The organism is Hydrogenophaga sp. (genome assembly GCF_051860785.1).
Lineage (GTDB): Bacteria > Pseudomonadota > Gammaproteobacteria > Burkholderiales > Burkholderiaceae_C > Hydrogenophaga.
This window is the reverse complement of the sequence record NZ_JBIMLB010000030.1, coordinates 34,449-47,961: the sequence shown is the minus strand read 5'-3', so window position 1 is coordinate 47,961 and position 13,513 is coordinate 34,449. Positions and strand designations below refer to the sequence as shown.

Genomic DNA, 13,513 nt, shown 5'->3' with positions numbered 1-13,513 from the left:
GAACGGTGTCCGCCATGGCGGTGGAACACTGTCCGCCATCAGCCTGGAATCGTGTCCGCCATCGCGTGGAATACGCAACGAGGCCTTCAAACAGACCTTTTGCAGCGACGTAGGCCCGGTACGCAGGCGGCAATTCAATGGTCATCAGAGACGTCTCGTTGTGGCCGGATTTGGACTCTTGGTCGGTGCGTGTGCCTTCGCCCATCCGTTCGTGCTGCGATGCGTACCGAGGCCCACCGTATCAAACTCGTCCTTCCCATCATCCGCTTGGACACCAATCGCGCGCAGCGCTTGGCTAATAGGCGTGTTGGGCCATGCCAGCATCTTGTCTTCGTTGTCGCTCAGCGCAAAAACGATTTCCGCCCCCTCCCAAACAAGTGCGTCTTGACCCCCCGTCCCACCAAAAATTTCAGTGGAGATGAATGCAACAGGACCTCCCTCTGACAACTGAGCAGCTAGGGCGGCAACACCAGGTGCCATGCTTTCCACGAGCGGGGGCGAAGCATGCGCCAGCTCAGGGTGAGCGCCGGCCAATTCCTGAGTCAGGGCCTCCGTGATGGGCAAAAGCGCCAGGCCTTGCACCAGGGGGCACACGACGGCGGACGTAAAGCGAGCGGCTGCCACCTCCAGGGTCTTGTTCAACGCGATGAGTGCTTTTACGTCGTGCATCTTGTTCTGGGCAGCTGTGGCAAGGGCGGGACCGCCGACAAAGCAATGGGAAAGGGAAGCGGAAAGGTCATGACGAACTTCCGCCTCTGGCCGATTCCTGAAGTCTAGCCTTGGAGCTGGCGATCGGCTACCTATCAATATGGGAACGCCAGCTTGGCTCAGTTTTGCGATGGCTGCAGCCGCTCTGCAGCTGTAGGAACAGGCCGCCCCATTGCAAGGTAACGACCAGGAAAGCGCGACCTTATCAGCCAGGATTCAGAGCAGCTCGCCCTCTGATCTTGCGCATAGATTCGCCCTTCAGCTGGACCCGATGGGCTTGATGCACCACGCGATCAAGAACCGCATCCGCGACGGTTGGATCAGGGAAGAAACCGTGCCAGGTGTCCGAGGGGTACTGACTGGTCAAAAGCAGAGATCCCGTGTGCATGCGCCGGTCGGCAACATCGAGCAGGACCTGTGCTGCGATTGGGGACATTTCCCCGATTCCAAAGTCATCAAGGATCAGCAGGTTGGGTTTGTAGAGGGCCGTTTTGAGTTTTGGTAGCGAGGCATCGAGCACTGCTTGACCGATGCTGGTGAAGAGGTCGTTGGCCACGTAGAAGGCCACGGTCATGCCCAGCCGGCAGGCTTGGTGGCCGAACGCCGACGCTAGCCAAGTTTTACCCACACCCGTTGGCCCGAGGATCATGAGGTTCTGCTTTCGCGTGATCCAGCTGCAATTGGACAACGTAGAAATCAGCGCCTTATCAAGCCCTCGACTTGAAGGTGGGCATTGCCAGCACGCTGCACGGCAACCTGATCGTGGGCGCGCGGGCATTCCACGGCAATCCGTATGACGGGCACACCTTGGCTGAGCAGCTGGAGCAGGCCACGATCCTGATGCAGGACAGCACAGCCAGACCGGCGACGGCCTTCGTGGATCTGGGCTACCGGGGCGTGGACGCGGACTTGCCCGGTGTGCACATCGTGCACCGGGGCAAGGCCAAGCGGATCAGCGAGCAGGAGAGAAAGCTGCTCAAACGGCGCCAGGCCATCGAACCCATCATTGGCCACCTCAAGAGCGACCACCGCATGGACCGCTGTCACCTCAAGGGCGAACAGGGCGACCGGCTGCACGCGGTGCTGTGCGCGGCGGGCTACAACATCCGTTGGCTGCTGCGCATGATCGCAAGGAAGGGGGTGGCCTTCCTGCAGCTGGCTTATTTGCGCCTGCGCGAGATCGCGGGGCTATCGCTGAACTGGTCTCGGACGCCCCGCAAACCGCTTGTTCACACACTCACCAGCTCAGCCCCTCGTTTGGCCTTGGCGTCAATCTGAATAAATCAGGGCCGACCAGATAGATCGCGCAATCTTCAATAGATCTGGTCTCCTACTGCGGAGGCATTCGGCGGATGTGAGCATGCGTGTCAAACCCCAGCCTCCCAGTTTTCCCAGGAGGTGGCCGTGAACGTAGCTGACCTAGAAGTGAGGGGCATGACCTGCGGTGTCTGCGTAGCGCGGGTGAGGGCTGCACTACTTCCTATTGACGGCGTTCAGGACGTTGAGATTGATCTCCACTCGAGTAGGGTGCGTGTGACATCTGCATCAAATGTCGCGCCGTCTCACTTGATTGCAGCGCTGGCCGCGAGGCGATACGAAAGCTCAGTGGTGACCCGCGCCGGCCCCTCAGCGTTGAAAGGCGACTCGTCAACTCAGGAATGATGTTGTCGTTCAGTCATCAGGACATGCCGAACAAGGGCAGCTCGACTCCCAGGATCTTCTGGTTTTGTGGAGTTCGTGCAAACGCAAGTGGCGAGCTGTTGCCGGGCCTTGTTGGATGGATCTTGCGCTTGTCGTGTGTTGCGTCAACGAGAGGCGTCGAAGGTGGTGATCTTCATATGGAGTTACTATCAACCGGACGGCAGCAATAGCCCTGCTTCGTGGAGGGCAGTAACCTCAGTTTTTTGGAAACAGCTCTCTGCGCGCTGCGGCGGTGATGGCGGCTACAGCAGGGTTAGAGATGCGCCGTTCGATAGAAATCGCGTAGAACTCTTCCATAAGTTCGTGGGTTGTGCCCAATCGCGCCACTTGGTATTGGTCTTCGATCTCAGACGCAAGGACGGCGGGACCCGCAAACACACCAAAGCCTTGACGCCCAAATGCCTTGGTCAGAGCACCATCGTCGAACTCTGCAACGATCCGAGGTACCACGCCCATGTCGCCAAGCCAAGCATCAAGGCGGGGACGCAGCACGGAGTCAGCGTTCGGCATGAGCCAGGGTAGCTTGCCCAGGCACTCTGGAAACCGCGAGCGAGCCTGACGCAATGTCAGCCCTTCACGTTGGAGCAGTTGGGGCGACGCAAAAAAGCTGATATCTGTCTTGCCCAGAAGGTGTGTGAACGCCTTCACGCTCAGGCTGGCCGGCATGGGAACGTCGGACACCACCAGGTCGAGCCGATGAACCGCCAACTCGGCTAGCAGCGCGGTGAGCTTTCCTTCCACGCAAACCAAGCGACCTCTGTCGGGCATGGCCAGGACAGGCTCAAGCACATGGCACGCTATGGACTTGGGCACCGAGTCCACCACCCCCACCCGCAGGCTGCCCCGTGCGACGTCCTCCTGTCCCGTCGATAGCGCGTCCTGCAATGCGGCACCGATAGAAAAAATCTCGTCTGCAAACCGTTGGACCATACGGCCGGTATCGGTGGGCTCAACCCCCCGCCCAACCTTGCGCAACAGTGGCTTTCCCAGGCGCGCCTCAAGCAGCTTGATCTGACCGCTCAGGGTTTGAGGGGTGAGATGCAGCTGAGCGCTGGCGCGGGCAATGCTGCCAGCGCGCAGCACGGTCCAGAAGTAGTGAAGGTGCTTGTAGTTCATGGGAAAGCATCAGTTTGTTCGATGTGTTTTACATCAAAAACAGATTTATCTCGAACCGAAATTTTTCTACAGTAGCTCATGCTCATCAACATGAATACATGTGCTGGAGAGTTCAGAAAGCTGTTTCCGCGAAACCCCCCAACATTGCGCTAGAGCCGATCATGAAATGTCCCACCTGTGATTCTTCCTCACTTGTCATCACCGAGCGCTCCGGCATCGAGATCGACTACTGCACGCAATGTCGCGGTGTTTGGCTGGACCGGGGCGAGCTTGAAAAGCTGCTCAAGCGAGCCGCCACCATGCAAGCTCGTCAGCGCCAGTTTGTGGACCTGGACGAACCTGACCCCAAGAAACGCACATCGAATCGCCGCAAGTCGTGGTTGGTCGACATCTTTGAGTGAGCACTTCTTCAGGGAGACATTCATGCGGTCTTATCCTTTGAACAGTCCTCAAGCTGCGGCTCGGCTGGTTGCGCTGGCCGTTCTGGCCGATGGTCATCTGAGGACCACCGAGCTCGGCTTGCTGGAGCGAATGAACGCCGCGACCCGACTGGGATTGAACCGCGGCCAGTTCACCGAAGTGGTTCGCCATTTGTCCGAAGACCTAATGACCGCGTCGTATGCCGTCTGGGGATCTGCTTGCCAGATCGACATGCATGCACTGCGCTCGGTGGCAGCGGAGGTCACCGATCCGGTACTGCAGCGCACGACGCTGGAGCTGTGCGTGGCGGTCGTTCGCGCCGATTTTCACCACGCAGAGGTTGAAGAGCACCTGGTGGATGCCTTGGCAGAGCATTGGCGCCTTGACAAACCCGGCCTTCATTTCAACTGACCAATCCACCCAGGAGAAACAGCATGCACATCGACGTCCGAGCCTTGAACACGCGCTTGTCGCGAGCGCACACCCAGGAGATCGCACAGCGCCTGCGGGCCACCTTTGCGCGGTTGGCCCACAACATCGTACGCATCGTGGTGCGTGTGAGCAATGCACCACGCGCAGGCTCCTCCGCCAGAGAGTGCGTGGTGGAAGTGCATTTTCCCAACGGACAGGTTGCTACTGTCAATGAGCGTCAGCGCAAGCTCGGCGCCTTGTTGCGGCGGGTTACCGAGCGCTCTTGGAAGGCGGTCGCTGCTTTGACAAGCCATCAGCGCGGGTTGCTCAAGCCGAGTCCCTCGCAATCGTTGGGCAAAGGAGGCACTGCGTGACGTCTTTTCAGCTCGCGAGGTTGACTGTGATCACCGGGTGCCTGCAGGGCGCCTGGCTGGCGCATCGAACCGGCAGCGAAGCACGGGATGTTCAGCTCATGTCCGGCGTTGGCGGTGTTCTTGGTTTGGTGTGTTTGAGCAGCCTATAACTTCATTCCACCCTATTACGTCCCACTCCCCCTCCCCACTTTTTTTACAACCACGATGGAGTTTTGATCTGCTCGGCTTTTTCGAGCCATTCATTCCTGTAAGACGGCCCGGTTGGGAATGGGTTGATTGCGCTGTTTGAATTCGTGGGGTGTGCGGTAGTCCAGGCTACTGTGGGGACGCACCGTGTTGTAGTGGTGCCGCCAGGCTTCAATGACCACGCGTCGGCCCCGTTCTGCCAAGGCTTGCCAGGATCGCTCAGGGCGGTTGCGATGCCAGCCTGGGAGATCCATTCGAGGATGGCGTGGCTGACGAACTCCGGTCCGTTGTCCGAGCGCATGAACAGCGGAGCGCCGTGCATGCTGACCAACCGCGAGAGCACCTCCACCACGCGGCGTGAGCGGATGGAGCCGGCCACGTCGATTGCCAGGCACTCGCGCGTGTATTCGTCGATGACGGTCAGGCACTTGATCTGCTGGCCTTCGGCGGTGGTGTCAAAGACGAAGTCGTACGCCCACACGGCGTTGGCCTTGAAGGGCGTGTAGGCCCTGGGCCGGTTGCTGGCGATGCGTCTGCGCGGACGTTTCTTGGGCAGCAGCAAGCCGGCCTGTCGCCAGATGCGGTGCGTGCGCGACCAGCTCAGCTCCAGGCCCTGGCGGCGCAGGAAGATGCGGATGCGCCGGTAGCCGTAGCGCGGGTACTGGGCAGACAGCGACTTCATCGCAGCAATGACAGGAGCGTCCTTGACTGGCAGGCGCAGCGTGTAGTTCAGGCTGGAGCGGGCCAGGCCGATGAGCCCGCAGGCCCGCCGCTCTGACAGGCCCCGCTCACAAGCGAGCGCGACCTGTTCGCGTCGGGCCTGCGGGCTCACCACTTTTTCGCGTTGATCTCCTTGAGTACCTCGATGTCCAGGTCACGCTCGGCCAGCAGTTTCTTGAGCCTGCCGTTCTCGATCTCCAGGGCCTTGAGACGTTTGACATCGGCGGCTTCCATCTGACCGAAGTGCTTGCGCCAAGCATAGATGGTGGGTTCGCTGACCTTGTGCTTCTTGGCCGCATCGGCCACGCTGGTCTTGTCTGCTTCGCGCAGCACGTTGACCATCTGCTCTTCGGTGAATCGGCTCTTTCTCATGGGCTCCTCGCGGGTTGGGAGCGATCTTCCTAGAAATTACTGGTCCGAAGAAACCGGGCAGGTCAAGACCCATCAAGCGGAACCTGGCGGATCCCAAAAGTGTGTCAACGCGATGGTGGCCCAGCGCGCCGCTGGGCGAGCGAGGGCCGTGATGAGGGTGGTAATGGGAGTTGGGCATGGATTGCCCCTCAAGTGCAACAGGGTTGCATCAGCTGGCGATCATAATGCAATCCAGTTGCGTTAATGGGCCTATTCCTGGCTCCTGTTTAGGCTCGGCGCTCACTTGCCGCAAGCACCGCCCACTACGGACAGTCAACCCGACAAAAGCGCCCACTGTTCAGGCATCAACTACCCACGCTGGGCCAGTGCGGATGCTGGTCATCCACCACAAAAGCGTGCGCATGGCGCACCCGACCGCCGCTGGCGGCCGTGCCCTGGGTGTGCGCATGTCCGGCCGGCAGGTCCGGGTGCTCGTGCTCGATCACCTCCGGGTCTTGCGCCGGCCAGACCTTTGAAGCGACCCACATGGCCCCTGCGCCTGCGAAGCCCAGCACCACAAACGTCGCCGCCATTCCGAAGCGGGTACCGAGCCAACCGGCCAGGGGATAACACACTAACCAGCAGGCGTGCGACAGCGCGAACTGCGCGGCAAACAACGCTGGCCGATCCTCTGCGTGCGCAGACCGCCGCAACAAGCGCCCGGAAGGCGTCTGGGCGGTGGAGTAGCCCAGGCCGAGCACGAACCACAAGGCCATCAACGAAGCCTGTCCGACCACGAAGGCGCCCGCGAACAGACCCACGACCATCAGACCAATGCCCCCCAGCATGGCCGTGCGGTCGGGCAGCTTCTCCAGCAATTGCGGCAGGGCCAGGGCGGCCACCATGGAGCCCGCGCCAAAACTGGCCAAGGCCAGGGCGACGGCGCTCTGGCTCAGTCCCATGCCGGCCTGAACGATGACCACCGTGTTGACAAAGACCATGGAGCCCGCCGCCGCCACAGCCGCACTGATCGCCAGCAAACCACGCAGCCGCGGCGTGGCCAGGTAGATACGCAGCCCGCGCGTGGTGCGCTCGTAAATGCCCCGGCGCTGTGGCGACGGGTGCGCGGGCAACACCACCGAGACCACCAGCGCGGCAGAGACCAGAAAGCCGACCACCGTGCCGGCGAACAAATTGTGAAAACTGATGACGGTGAGCAACGCAGCTGCCAGCATCGGGCTGACCAGGCTTTCCATGTCGTAGGCCAAGCGTGAGAGCGAAAGAGCCTTGGTGTAATCCTTCTCATCCGGTAGCACGTCGGGAATGGTGGCTTGGAACGTTGGCGTGAACGCGGCCGAGGCCGCTTGCAACACAAAGATCAGCACGTACACCTCCCAAATTTGGGAGACAAATGGCAGCAGCAGTGCCACGGCCGCACGAACCAAGTCCAAGGCGACCAGCATCGTCCGCCGCGGCAGGCGATCGGCAAACGCCGCAGCCACCGGCGCCACGCCCACGTAAGCGATCATCTTGATGGCCAGGGCTGTGCCCAGCACCATGCCCGCGTTGTCGCCAGCCAACTCAAAGGCGAGTAGGCCCAGGGCCACGGTGGCCAGACCGGTGCCGATCAAGGCGATCACCTGCGCAGCGAAGAGGTGGCGGTAGGTGCGGTTGGAAAGGATGTCCAGCATGTCTGTTGTTCTCGTTGTGCATGCGCTCGGGGCCATGGACGCCACGGGCTCAGAGGTAGCGCGTGATTTCCCTGAACTCGTCCAGCGAATGGCGTTGCCCCGATTTCAAGGGCCCCACCAGGTCTTCGAGGCAGTGGTCCAGGTGATCCTGGATCAAGGCCTTCTTGGCTTGCTGGATCGCTTTCTCCACCGCCTGCAACTGCTGCGCGACATCAAGACAGTCTCGGCCTTGCACCACCATGTCGATGGTGCTGCTCAGGTGCCCGCTGGCCCTGCGAAGGCGCTTGATGATGGCGGGATGGGAGGCGTGTGTGTGCGGTTGTGTCATGGCTGATCGTATCCCCTCGGGGAGGTTACTATATCGCCTTTGCTAACACCGAACGCCGCACCGCCCATGATCTCAAGCCTCACCCGCTCCACGCGCCCCGACCGGGCAGCGCTGGGCATGCGGTGGCTGGTGCTGCTGGTGATCCTGTTTGGAACCGTCATCTCGTCGGTGGGGAGCATGAACTCCCATGGCATTGCGGCCATTGCATCAGCGGGTCATGCCGATTCAGCAGGCCCGGACACAGAGCACGACCATGCACACGGTCATGCGCACGAAGACGGCGGCAGCACTTGGGTCGTGGGCAGTCATGGCGGCAGCGCCGACCATCCCCACCACGGCGCAGACCATTCCCACGACAAGGCCCACGCCCTGCCCATCACATGGGATGTGGCCGCTCCGCAGCTGCCCGTGTGGACAGGGCACGCGCGGCTGTGGATTGAAATGGTCGAACCATCGCGGCTTGAACGCCCACCCATGGGCTGAGGCTTCTCCCCTCGCCTTCGCGCTGCGCCACGCAGTGCTTTTCTTTTTTTCAGACCAATGGAGTCTTCATGCACAGCCATGTCCACGACAGGCTGCCGCGTTCGCCATGGGCGATCGGGCATCCCCGTCTCTTCTTGCTCTTTGCCCTCTTCATGTGCCTGCTCCTGGGTACGGCGGAGGTCTTTGCCCACGCTGTCACCGAGGGTGACAAGGGCTACATCCAGGAAATATCGGGCGTCAACCTGCTCCCCTTTGTGTACCTGGGCGCCAAACACATGATGACGGGCTACGACCACATCCTGTTTCTGTTCGGCGTGATCTTCTTTCTCTACCGCATCAAGCACATTGGCATCTATGTGAGTTTGTTTGCGCTGGGTCACTCCACCACCATGATCCTGGGCGTGTATTTCAACGTCGGGATCAACAGCTACCTGATCGACGCGATCATCGGTTTGTCCGTCGTCTACAAGGCGCTGGACAACATCGGCGCCTATCAGCGCTGGTTCGGGTTCCAGCCCAACACCAAGGTGGCCACGCTGGTGTTCGGCTTGTTCCACGGCTTTGGTCTGGCCACCAAGATCATCGAGTACGAGATCTCGCCCGACGGGCTGGTGCCCAACCTGCTGGCCTTCAACGTCGGTGTGGAAATCGGGCAGTTGCTGGCGCTGGCCGTCATCCTCATCGGCATGAGCTACTGGCGCCGCACGCCCAGTTTCATTCGCCATGCCTACACAGCCAACGTCGCCATGATGAGCGCGGGCTTCATTCTGGTGGGCATGCAGCTCACCGGCTACTTCGTGTCGTGAACACCCAAGGAACCTTCAACATGTACAACAGCGATTCCCCCACCCGCGCCGAGCTGCCTTCTTCCAAACAGCTCTTGCGCTCCACCATCCTCGCCGCTGTGTCGGCGGTTGTCCTTCTCGTGGCCGTCGTGCTGCCGGCCGAATATGGTGTCGATCCCACCGGCATCGGCCGGGTCTTGCGAATGACCGAGATGGGCGAGATCAAGAACCAGCTGGCAGCGGAGGCTGCTGCCGACGCAGCCGCCTCCGCAGGAGCGCCAGCACAGGCAGCTGTGGCAACAATTGGCATGGCCTCGGCCAATGCAGCACAAGCGCAAGCACTGGCACCCGCCGTCGCAGCTCCTCCCGTTTCTGCTGCACCCAAGGTGACGTGGAAAGACGAGACGCCCTTCACGCTGACCCCGGGCGAAGGCACGGAGATCAAGCTGAAGATGGTCGAAGGCGGCAAGGCGCAGTACCAGTGGATCGTCGAAGGTGGTGCGGTCAACTTCGACACCCACGGCGACGCACCGGGCAAGTCGATCAGCTACGAAAAAGGCCGTGGTGTTGCGACCGATGAAGGCGTGCTCGAAGCCGCGTTCACCGGCAACCACGGTTGGTTCTGGCGCAACCGCGGTCAGGCTGATGTGAAAGTCATTCTGCGCACTCGCGGCGACTACACAGACATCAAACGGGTTCAGTGATAGGCAAGGACACCTGTATCTCCGATACAGGTGTCCAAGAAAACGGCGACTTGCAGCGCGTGCGCAATCGACCGCAAGGCGATTCGCGCACCGCATTGGATCGCCACGATCTCCAGAATGCATCGATCGCCCTAAGCGCCACGCTGGGGTGATTGGTGCGCCCCAAAAGGATTCGTTCGTGCCCTCTACAACTGATCAAACTATCTTCTTCAAAAGCTGGCTCAAGCGCCCTATGAGAATAGGAGCCGTGGCCCCATCAAGCAGTGCCCTCGCGCGCATCATCACTCGCGACATCCGGCCTGATGCGGGACCTGTCATCGAATTGGGCCCAGGAACAGGGGCTTTCACACGATGCATCCTCTCCAAAGGCGTGCCCGAGTCCAACATCACGCTGGTGGAGAACAGTCCAGACTTCACAGCGCTACTGCGTCAACGCTTCCCCGAGGCGCGCCTGCTCGAAATGGATGTTACGCGCATGCGGCGGGGGGAGGACCCGTGGAAGACGATGCAAGCTCAGGCCGTGATCTCAGGCCTGCCACTTCTGACCATGGGCACGCGCGCGCAGTGGAACGTGGTTGGGGCCTGCATGCAGAGCCTGCGTGCAGGGGCAGCTCTCTACCAGTTCACCTACATGACCAAATGTCCCGTTGCACCAGAGATTCTTGCCCGGATGGGCTTGAGGGCAGAGCGCATCGGAAGCTCACTCTTCAACTTGCCACCCGCCTCTGTGTTTCGAATTACGCGCATCTGATGTGAACAAACCCATGTGAGCTCAAAAAAGGCGCCGCGACGACAGCTGCGGCGCCACCAGCATGCATATTCTCTGATCTCCTTGTAAATCAATCTCACTCACCATGAAAACTCTCAAAACCTTCTTCAGCGCACTTCTGATCGTTGCCTTTCTGGGCTCACTGGCCGGCTGCGAAAAGCTCAGCAATCTTGGAAACGGTGGTCACGGCCACAGCCATGAGTGACGGCACCGCATTGCCACTTTATTGAGAACGTGCAGTCCAGCCGTGATAGCCGACGTACAGCCCCACGAGGATGATCAGTAGGCTGACCTACCCCCTGTGGACGTACCAATCAAAAGTGGAAGGACAAGTTCAAGATTACTCGATTGGTTTCTGGGTTGATGGGGATTGAGCTGCATCGCCAGCGAGCTGGCAATGCAGCTCGGCGAAGATTGGAGTGGTCAGGGGCAAGGTCACTGGACTGCACGACCCTACACGCTGACATGCAAAGCGCTCGTGAGATAGCTTACTTTGCGAGCGGCCGCCGCGCGAGAGGTGTGAAAAGCTCGTTGCGTGCTGCCTCGGTGATCGCCGTCACGCACGGGTGCGTGATTCGACGCTCGACTGAAATCGCGAAAAATTCCTCCACAATCTCGTGCGTCGCGCCAAGCGCGCGCACGCCGTATTGCTTCTCGATGTCCCGCTCAAGCACGGTGGGTGCGACGAATATGCCCAGACCTCGGCGCCCGAACTCCTTTGCAAGGGCGCTGTCGTCGAACTCGCCGACGACTCGGGGGTGCAGTGAGCGCGCCTGCAGCCAAGACCGCAATCGCTGGCCGACTGCAGAATCCTCGGCAGGCATGAGAAGAGGCGCGCCGTCGAGGCAGTTCGGAAACTGACCCTTGCAAGATTCGAGCAGCGACGGTGCCGCGAAGAAGCTAACGCCGCAATTGCCCAACCTGTGGTTGAAGGCGCGCACGCTTACGGCGGAAGGGATCGGCGCATCGGAGATCACGAGGTCCAGTCGGTGCAGGGCCAACTCGCCCAGCAGCGTGTCCAGCTTCCACTCGCGGCAGACGATGCGAATCGGCTCGGGTAACTGCGTGGCCGGCTCGATCAGCCGACAGGCGATCGTCTTCGGCACGGCATCAGCCACGCCAACGCGGAACTCTAGCAGCTTGCCCTTGCGGGGGTAGTCGCGCACGGCCTCTTTGAGCTCGGCGCCGATCGAGAAGATGTTCTCGGCATAGCCCAGCACCATGCGCCCGGCTTCGGTCAGCACCAAACCGCGCCCGCTCTTGGCAAATAGAGGCGTGCCTAGCGCCTCCTCCAGCAACTGGAGTTGCCCGCTGATGGTCTGTGGCGACAGGTGCAATTGTTCGCTGGCGCGCAGCACACCTCCAAGCTTGGCCACCTGATGGAAGTAGTGGAGGTGTTTGTAGTTCATGAGTGCCACAGTCGGAGGCTGCGGGAGATGTTGGTCAAATTGTATGGTTTTTCGGTACGATTGAAGTAGAACAATCTGCTTTTCGCGGACGACGTCCGGCCCTAGATTCTGTGTATCGCCACTGACGGCGAAACAAAAGGTGCACAGTGGTTGTCGACATTCACGGTCAAGGGTTCACAGTGACGCAGGCGCTGGGCGGGCACGTCCGAAGTCAGCTGGGCTTCGTCCTCAGCCACAACGGCGACCGCATCCGGCCGGTCTCGGTCCGTATCGGTGACGAGAAGGGGTCGTGCGGCGGGGTGGACATGCACTGCCGCATCCAGTTCCACCTGCTCGAAGCGTCCGACGCCGTGGTCGAGAGCGTCGGCGCCGATATGTACGTCGCCATCGACCGTGCCGCAGACCGCGTCGGCCGGCTGGCCGTCAAGCACCTCGATCGCACCCACCCCTTCCCGCGAAGACACCGCATGAGCGAGCCGGGCCGTCCCGAGACCGAATGCCGCTGGCGAAGTCGATTTTTACACAGTGAGTATCCCGCCCGCATGGACTGCCGCCATCGGTCAAGTCCGGGCACTTTTCAACCCTTTCTGGAGTCATCAACATGATCACACTCCTACTGCCCTGCGACGGTTCGACCAACGCTCTGCTGGCGGTGCGGCACGCCATCGACAGGTTTCACCGCGGCGACGTGCAACTGGTTCACCTGCTGAATGTGCAGCCGCCCTTTTCAGCTTATGTGGCGCGTTACGTCAGCCGGGAACTGCGCGCCGATTTTCACCGCGAAGACGCCGCCAAAGCGCTCACCGAGGCGCGGCAACTGCTCGACGCAACTGGTATTGCCTACCGCGTGCATGTGGAGGTTGGCGACAAGGCGCGCTGTATCGCTGACGCGGCACGCTTACTGCGCTGCGACCGTATTGTGATCGGCACGGCGCGCAAAAGCGTGCTCGTGCGCGCCGTCGAGAATTCACTCACCAACCGGCTGCTCGACCACTGCTCAGTGCCGATCGAGGTGATCGTCGGCGCCCCGGCCGGCGTGCTCGCGCGGGTCGGCATCCCGGCCAGCTTGGGGGTTGGCATGGCTTTGTTATGGGTGAGCGGGCCATGAGCGCGCAGCGCCGTATCCCAGCGGCCCCGGTCGCTTCGGCCCTGTTGCCGCGCCGCTTGCTTGGCACTGTTCCACCACCCACAGTGACCGCCGGCGCCGGGGGTGGGCGACAGTGCTACACGCCGACGTTGCCAGCGACGCCCTACATTCCGCGCCACGGGTCTTTTTTTATTGATTCTTCCGCAATCTCTCTGCGCGAACCCTCCCATGAGAACCCGTGCCCGCACACGTCCGGATTTCGACGTCCAG

Annotated in this window: 16 protein-coding genes and 2 pseudogenes; 11 read left to right on the top strand and 7 right to left on the bottom strand. The window is 61.0% G+C overall.

Annotated features, from left to right (window positions below; genetic code table 11):
• Positions 1-144: 144 nt before the first annotated feature.
• Positions 145-669: a hypothetical protein gene (locus ACTIF6_RS25235; protein WP_439590480.1), complete on the bottom strand. Its 525-nt coding sequence runs from the start codon at positions 667-669 to the stop codon at positions 145-147.
• Positions 670-913: 244 nt separating this feature from the next.
• A complete protein-coding gene (locus ACTIF6_RS25230) occupies positions 914-1,486 on the bottom strand; it encodes an ATP-binding protein (protein ID WP_439590479.1) in 573 nt (190 codons plus the stop codon).
• On the opposite strand from ACTIF6_RS25230, the pseudogene ACTIF6_RS25225 reads away from it, so the two are divergent.
• Positions 1,411-1,986 (top strand): annotated as a pseudogene (locus ACTIF6_RS25225) (transposase); the annotation flags it as partial. The gene ACTIF6_RS25230 and the pseudogene ACTIF6_RS25225 sit on opposite strands and share 76 nt — an antisense overlap.
• A gap of 120 nt (positions 1,987-2,106) precedes the next feature.
• Positions 2,107-2,370 carry a heavy-metal-associated domain-containing protein gene (locus ACTIF6_RS25220; RefSeq protein ID WP_439590478.1) on the top strand — a complete coding sequence of 88 codons (264 nt, stop codon included), beginning with the start codon at positions 2,107-2,109 and terminating at the stop codon, positions 2,368-2,370.
• Between the two features lie 234 nt (positions 2,371-2,604).
• On the opposite strand, the gene nhaR (ACTIF6_RS25215) is transcribed toward ACTIF6_RS25220, so the two are convergent.
• On the bottom strand, positions 2,605-3,525 hold the full coding sequence (nhaR, locus tag ACTIF6_RS25215) for a transcriptional activator NhaR (RefSeq protein ID WP_204735861.1): 921 nt from the start codon (positions 3,523-3,525) through the stop codon (positions 2,605-2,607).
• A gap of 98 nt (positions 3,526-3,623) precedes the next feature.
• Between nhaR (ACTIF6_RS25215) and ACTIF6_RS25210 the strand changes: the two genes are divergently transcribed.
• Genes ACTIF6_RS25210 through ACTIF6_RS25200 form a run of 3 tightly spaced genes read left to right on the top strand, consistent with a single transcriptional unit; the run spans position 3,624 to position 4,730 of the window.
• Entirely contained in the window at positions 3,624-3,926 is a 303-nt protein-coding gene (locus ACTIF6_RS25210) for a zf-TFIIB domain-containing protein (protein ID WP_439590483.1), read from the top strand.
• Positions 3,927-3,948: 22 nt separating this feature from the next.
• On the top strand, positions 3,949-4,356 hold the full coding sequence (locus ACTIF6_RS25205; protein WP_204735859.1) for a TerB family tellurite resistance protein: 408 nt from the start codon (positions 3,949-3,951) through the stop codon (positions 4,354-4,356).
• Between the two features lie 23 nt (positions 4,357-4,379).
• Positions 4,380-4,730, top strand: a complete 351-nt coding sequence (locus ACTIF6_RS25200; RefSeq protein ID WP_204735858.1) for a hypothetical protein — start codon at positions 4,380-4,382, stop codon at positions 4,728-4,730.
• Positions 4,731-4,969: 239 nt separating this feature from the next.
• Here the strand turns inward: ACTIF6_RS25200 and ACTIF6_RS25195 are convergent.
• The 3 genes and pseudogenes from ACTIF6_RS25195 to ACTIF6_RS25185 form a co-directional block, all read right to left on the bottom strand.
• Positions 4,970-6,008 (bottom strand): annotated as a pseudogene (locus ACTIF6_RS25195) (IS3 family transposase).
• A 344-nt stretch (positions 6,009-6,352) separates the two neighbouring features.
• Positions 6,353-7,678, bottom strand: a complete 1,326-nt coding sequence (locus ACTIF6_RS25190) for an MFS transporter (protein ID WP_439590477.1) — start codon at positions 7,676-7,678, stop codon at positions 6,353-6,355.
• Between the two features lie 49 nt (positions 7,679-7,727).
• Complete coding sequence (locus ACTIF6_RS25185; protein WP_291131926.1) at positions 7,728-8,006, bottom strand: metal-sensing transcriptional repressor; 279 nt, start codon at positions 8,004-8,006, stop codon at positions 7,728-7,730.
• Positions 8,007-8,072: 66 nt separating this feature from the next.
• Here ACTIF6_RS25185 and ACTIF6_RS25180 point away from each other — a divergent pair, with 66 nt between their 5' ends.
• From ACTIF6_RS25180 to ACTIF6_RS25165, 4 genes are all read left to right on the top strand, one after another.
• Positions 8,073-8,489 carry a hypothetical protein gene (locus ACTIF6_RS25180; RefSeq protein WP_439590476.1) on the top strand — a complete coding sequence of 139 codons (417 nt, stop codon included), beginning with the start codon at positions 8,073-8,075 and terminating at the stop codon, positions 8,487-8,489.
• A 152-nt stretch (positions 8,490-8,641) separates the two neighbouring features.
• On the top strand, positions 8,642-9,295 hold the full coding sequence (locus ACTIF6_RS25175) for a HupE/UreJ family protein (protein ID WP_439590482.1): 654 nt from the start codon (positions 8,642-8,644) through the stop codon (positions 9,293-9,295).
• 20 nt (positions 9,296-9,315) lie between these two features.
• Positions 9,316-9,978 (top strand): transmembrane anchor protein, encoded by a 663-nt coding sequence (locus tag ACTIF6_RS25170; protein ID WP_204735607.1) that lies wholly within the window; start codon positions 9,316-9,318, stop codon positions 9,976-9,978.
• Between the two features lie 247 nt (positions 9,979-10,225).
• Complete coding sequence (locus ACTIF6_RS25165) at positions 10,226-10,729, top strand: class I SAM-dependent methyltransferase (RefSeq protein ID WP_439590475.1); 504 nt, start codon at positions 10,226-10,228, stop codon at positions 10,727-10,729.
• Positions 10,730-11,235: 506 nt separating this feature from the next.
• Here the strand turns inward: ACTIF6_RS25165 and nhaR (ACTIF6_RS25160) are convergent.
• Positions 11,236-12,156: a transcriptional activator NhaR gene (gene nhaR, locus ACTIF6_RS25160; protein ID WP_204735609.1), complete on the bottom strand. Its 921-nt coding sequence runs from the start codon at positions 12,154-12,156 to the stop codon at positions 11,236-11,238.
• 146 nt (positions 12,157-12,302) lie between these two features.
• Here nhaR (ACTIF6_RS25160) and ACTIF6_RS25155 point away from each other — a divergent pair, with 146 nt between their 5' ends.
• Entirely contained in the window at positions 12,303-12,761 is a 459-nt protein-coding gene (locus ACTIF6_RS25155) for an HPF/RaiA family ribosome-associated protein (protein ID WP_439590474.1), read from the top strand.
• Positions 12,758-13,264 (top strand): universal stress protein, encoded by a 507-nt coding sequence (locus ACTIF6_RS25150; RefSeq protein ID WP_137918451.1) that lies wholly within the window; start codon positions 12,758-12,760, stop codon positions 13,262-13,264. Before ACTIF6_RS25155 ends, ACTIF6_RS25150 begins: the two co-directional genes overlap by 4 nt.
• The last annotated feature ends 249 nt before the right edge of the window (positions 13,265-13,513 follow it).

Coding starts and splice junctions, on each gene's coding strand:
- ACTIF6_RS25185 (WP_291131926.1), bottom strand. CDS start 8,006: ATGACACAACCGCACACACACGCCTCCCATCCCGCCATCATCAAGCGC.
- ACTIF6_RS25200 (WP_204735858.1), top strand. CDS start 4,380: ATGCACATCGACGTCCGAGCCTTGAACACGCGCTTGTCGCGAGCGCAC.
- ACTIF6_RS25190 (WP_439590477.1), bottom strand. CDS start 7,678: ATGCTGGACATCCTTTCCAACCGCACCTACCGCCACCTCTTCGCTGCG.
- ACTIF6_RS25175 (WP_439590482.1), top strand. CDS start 8,642: ATGTGCCTGCTCCTGGGTACGGCGGAGGTCTTTGCCCACGCTGTCACC.
- nhaR (WP_204735609.1), bottom strand. CDS start 12,156: ATGAACTACAAACACCTCCACTACTTCCATCAGGTGGCCAAGCTTGGA.
- ACTIF6_RS25210 (WP_439590483.1), top strand. CDS start 3,624: ATGTGCTGGAGAGTTCAGAAAGCTGTTTCCGCGAAACCCCCCAACATT.
- ACTIF6_RS25180 (WP_439590476.1), top strand. CDS start 8,073: ATGATCTCAAGCCTCACCCGCTCCACGCGCCCCGACCGGGCAGCGCTG.
- nhaR (WP_204735861.1), bottom strand. CDS start 3,525: ATGAACTACAAGCACCTTCACTACTTCTGGACCGTGCTGCGCGCTGGC.
- ACTIF6_RS25230 (WP_439590479.1), bottom strand. CDS start 1,486: ATGCCCGCGCGCCCACGATCAGGTTGCCGTGCAGCGTGCTGGCAATGC.
- ACTIF6_RS25150 (WP_137918451.1), top strand. CDS start 12,758: ATGATCACACTCCTACTGCCCTGCGACGGTTCGACCAACGCTCTGCTG.
- ACTIF6_RS25170 (WP_204735607.1), top strand. CDS start 9,316: ATGTACAACAGCGATTCCCCCACCCGCGCCGAGCTGCCTTCTTCCAAA.
- ACTIF6_RS25235 (WP_439590480.1), bottom strand. CDS start 669: ATGCACGACGTAAAAGCACTCATCGCGTTGAACAAGACCCTGGAGGTG.
- ACTIF6_RS25205 (WP_204735859.1), top strand. CDS start 3,949: ATGCGGTCTTATCCTTTGAACAGTCCTCAAGCTGCGGCTCGGCTGGTT.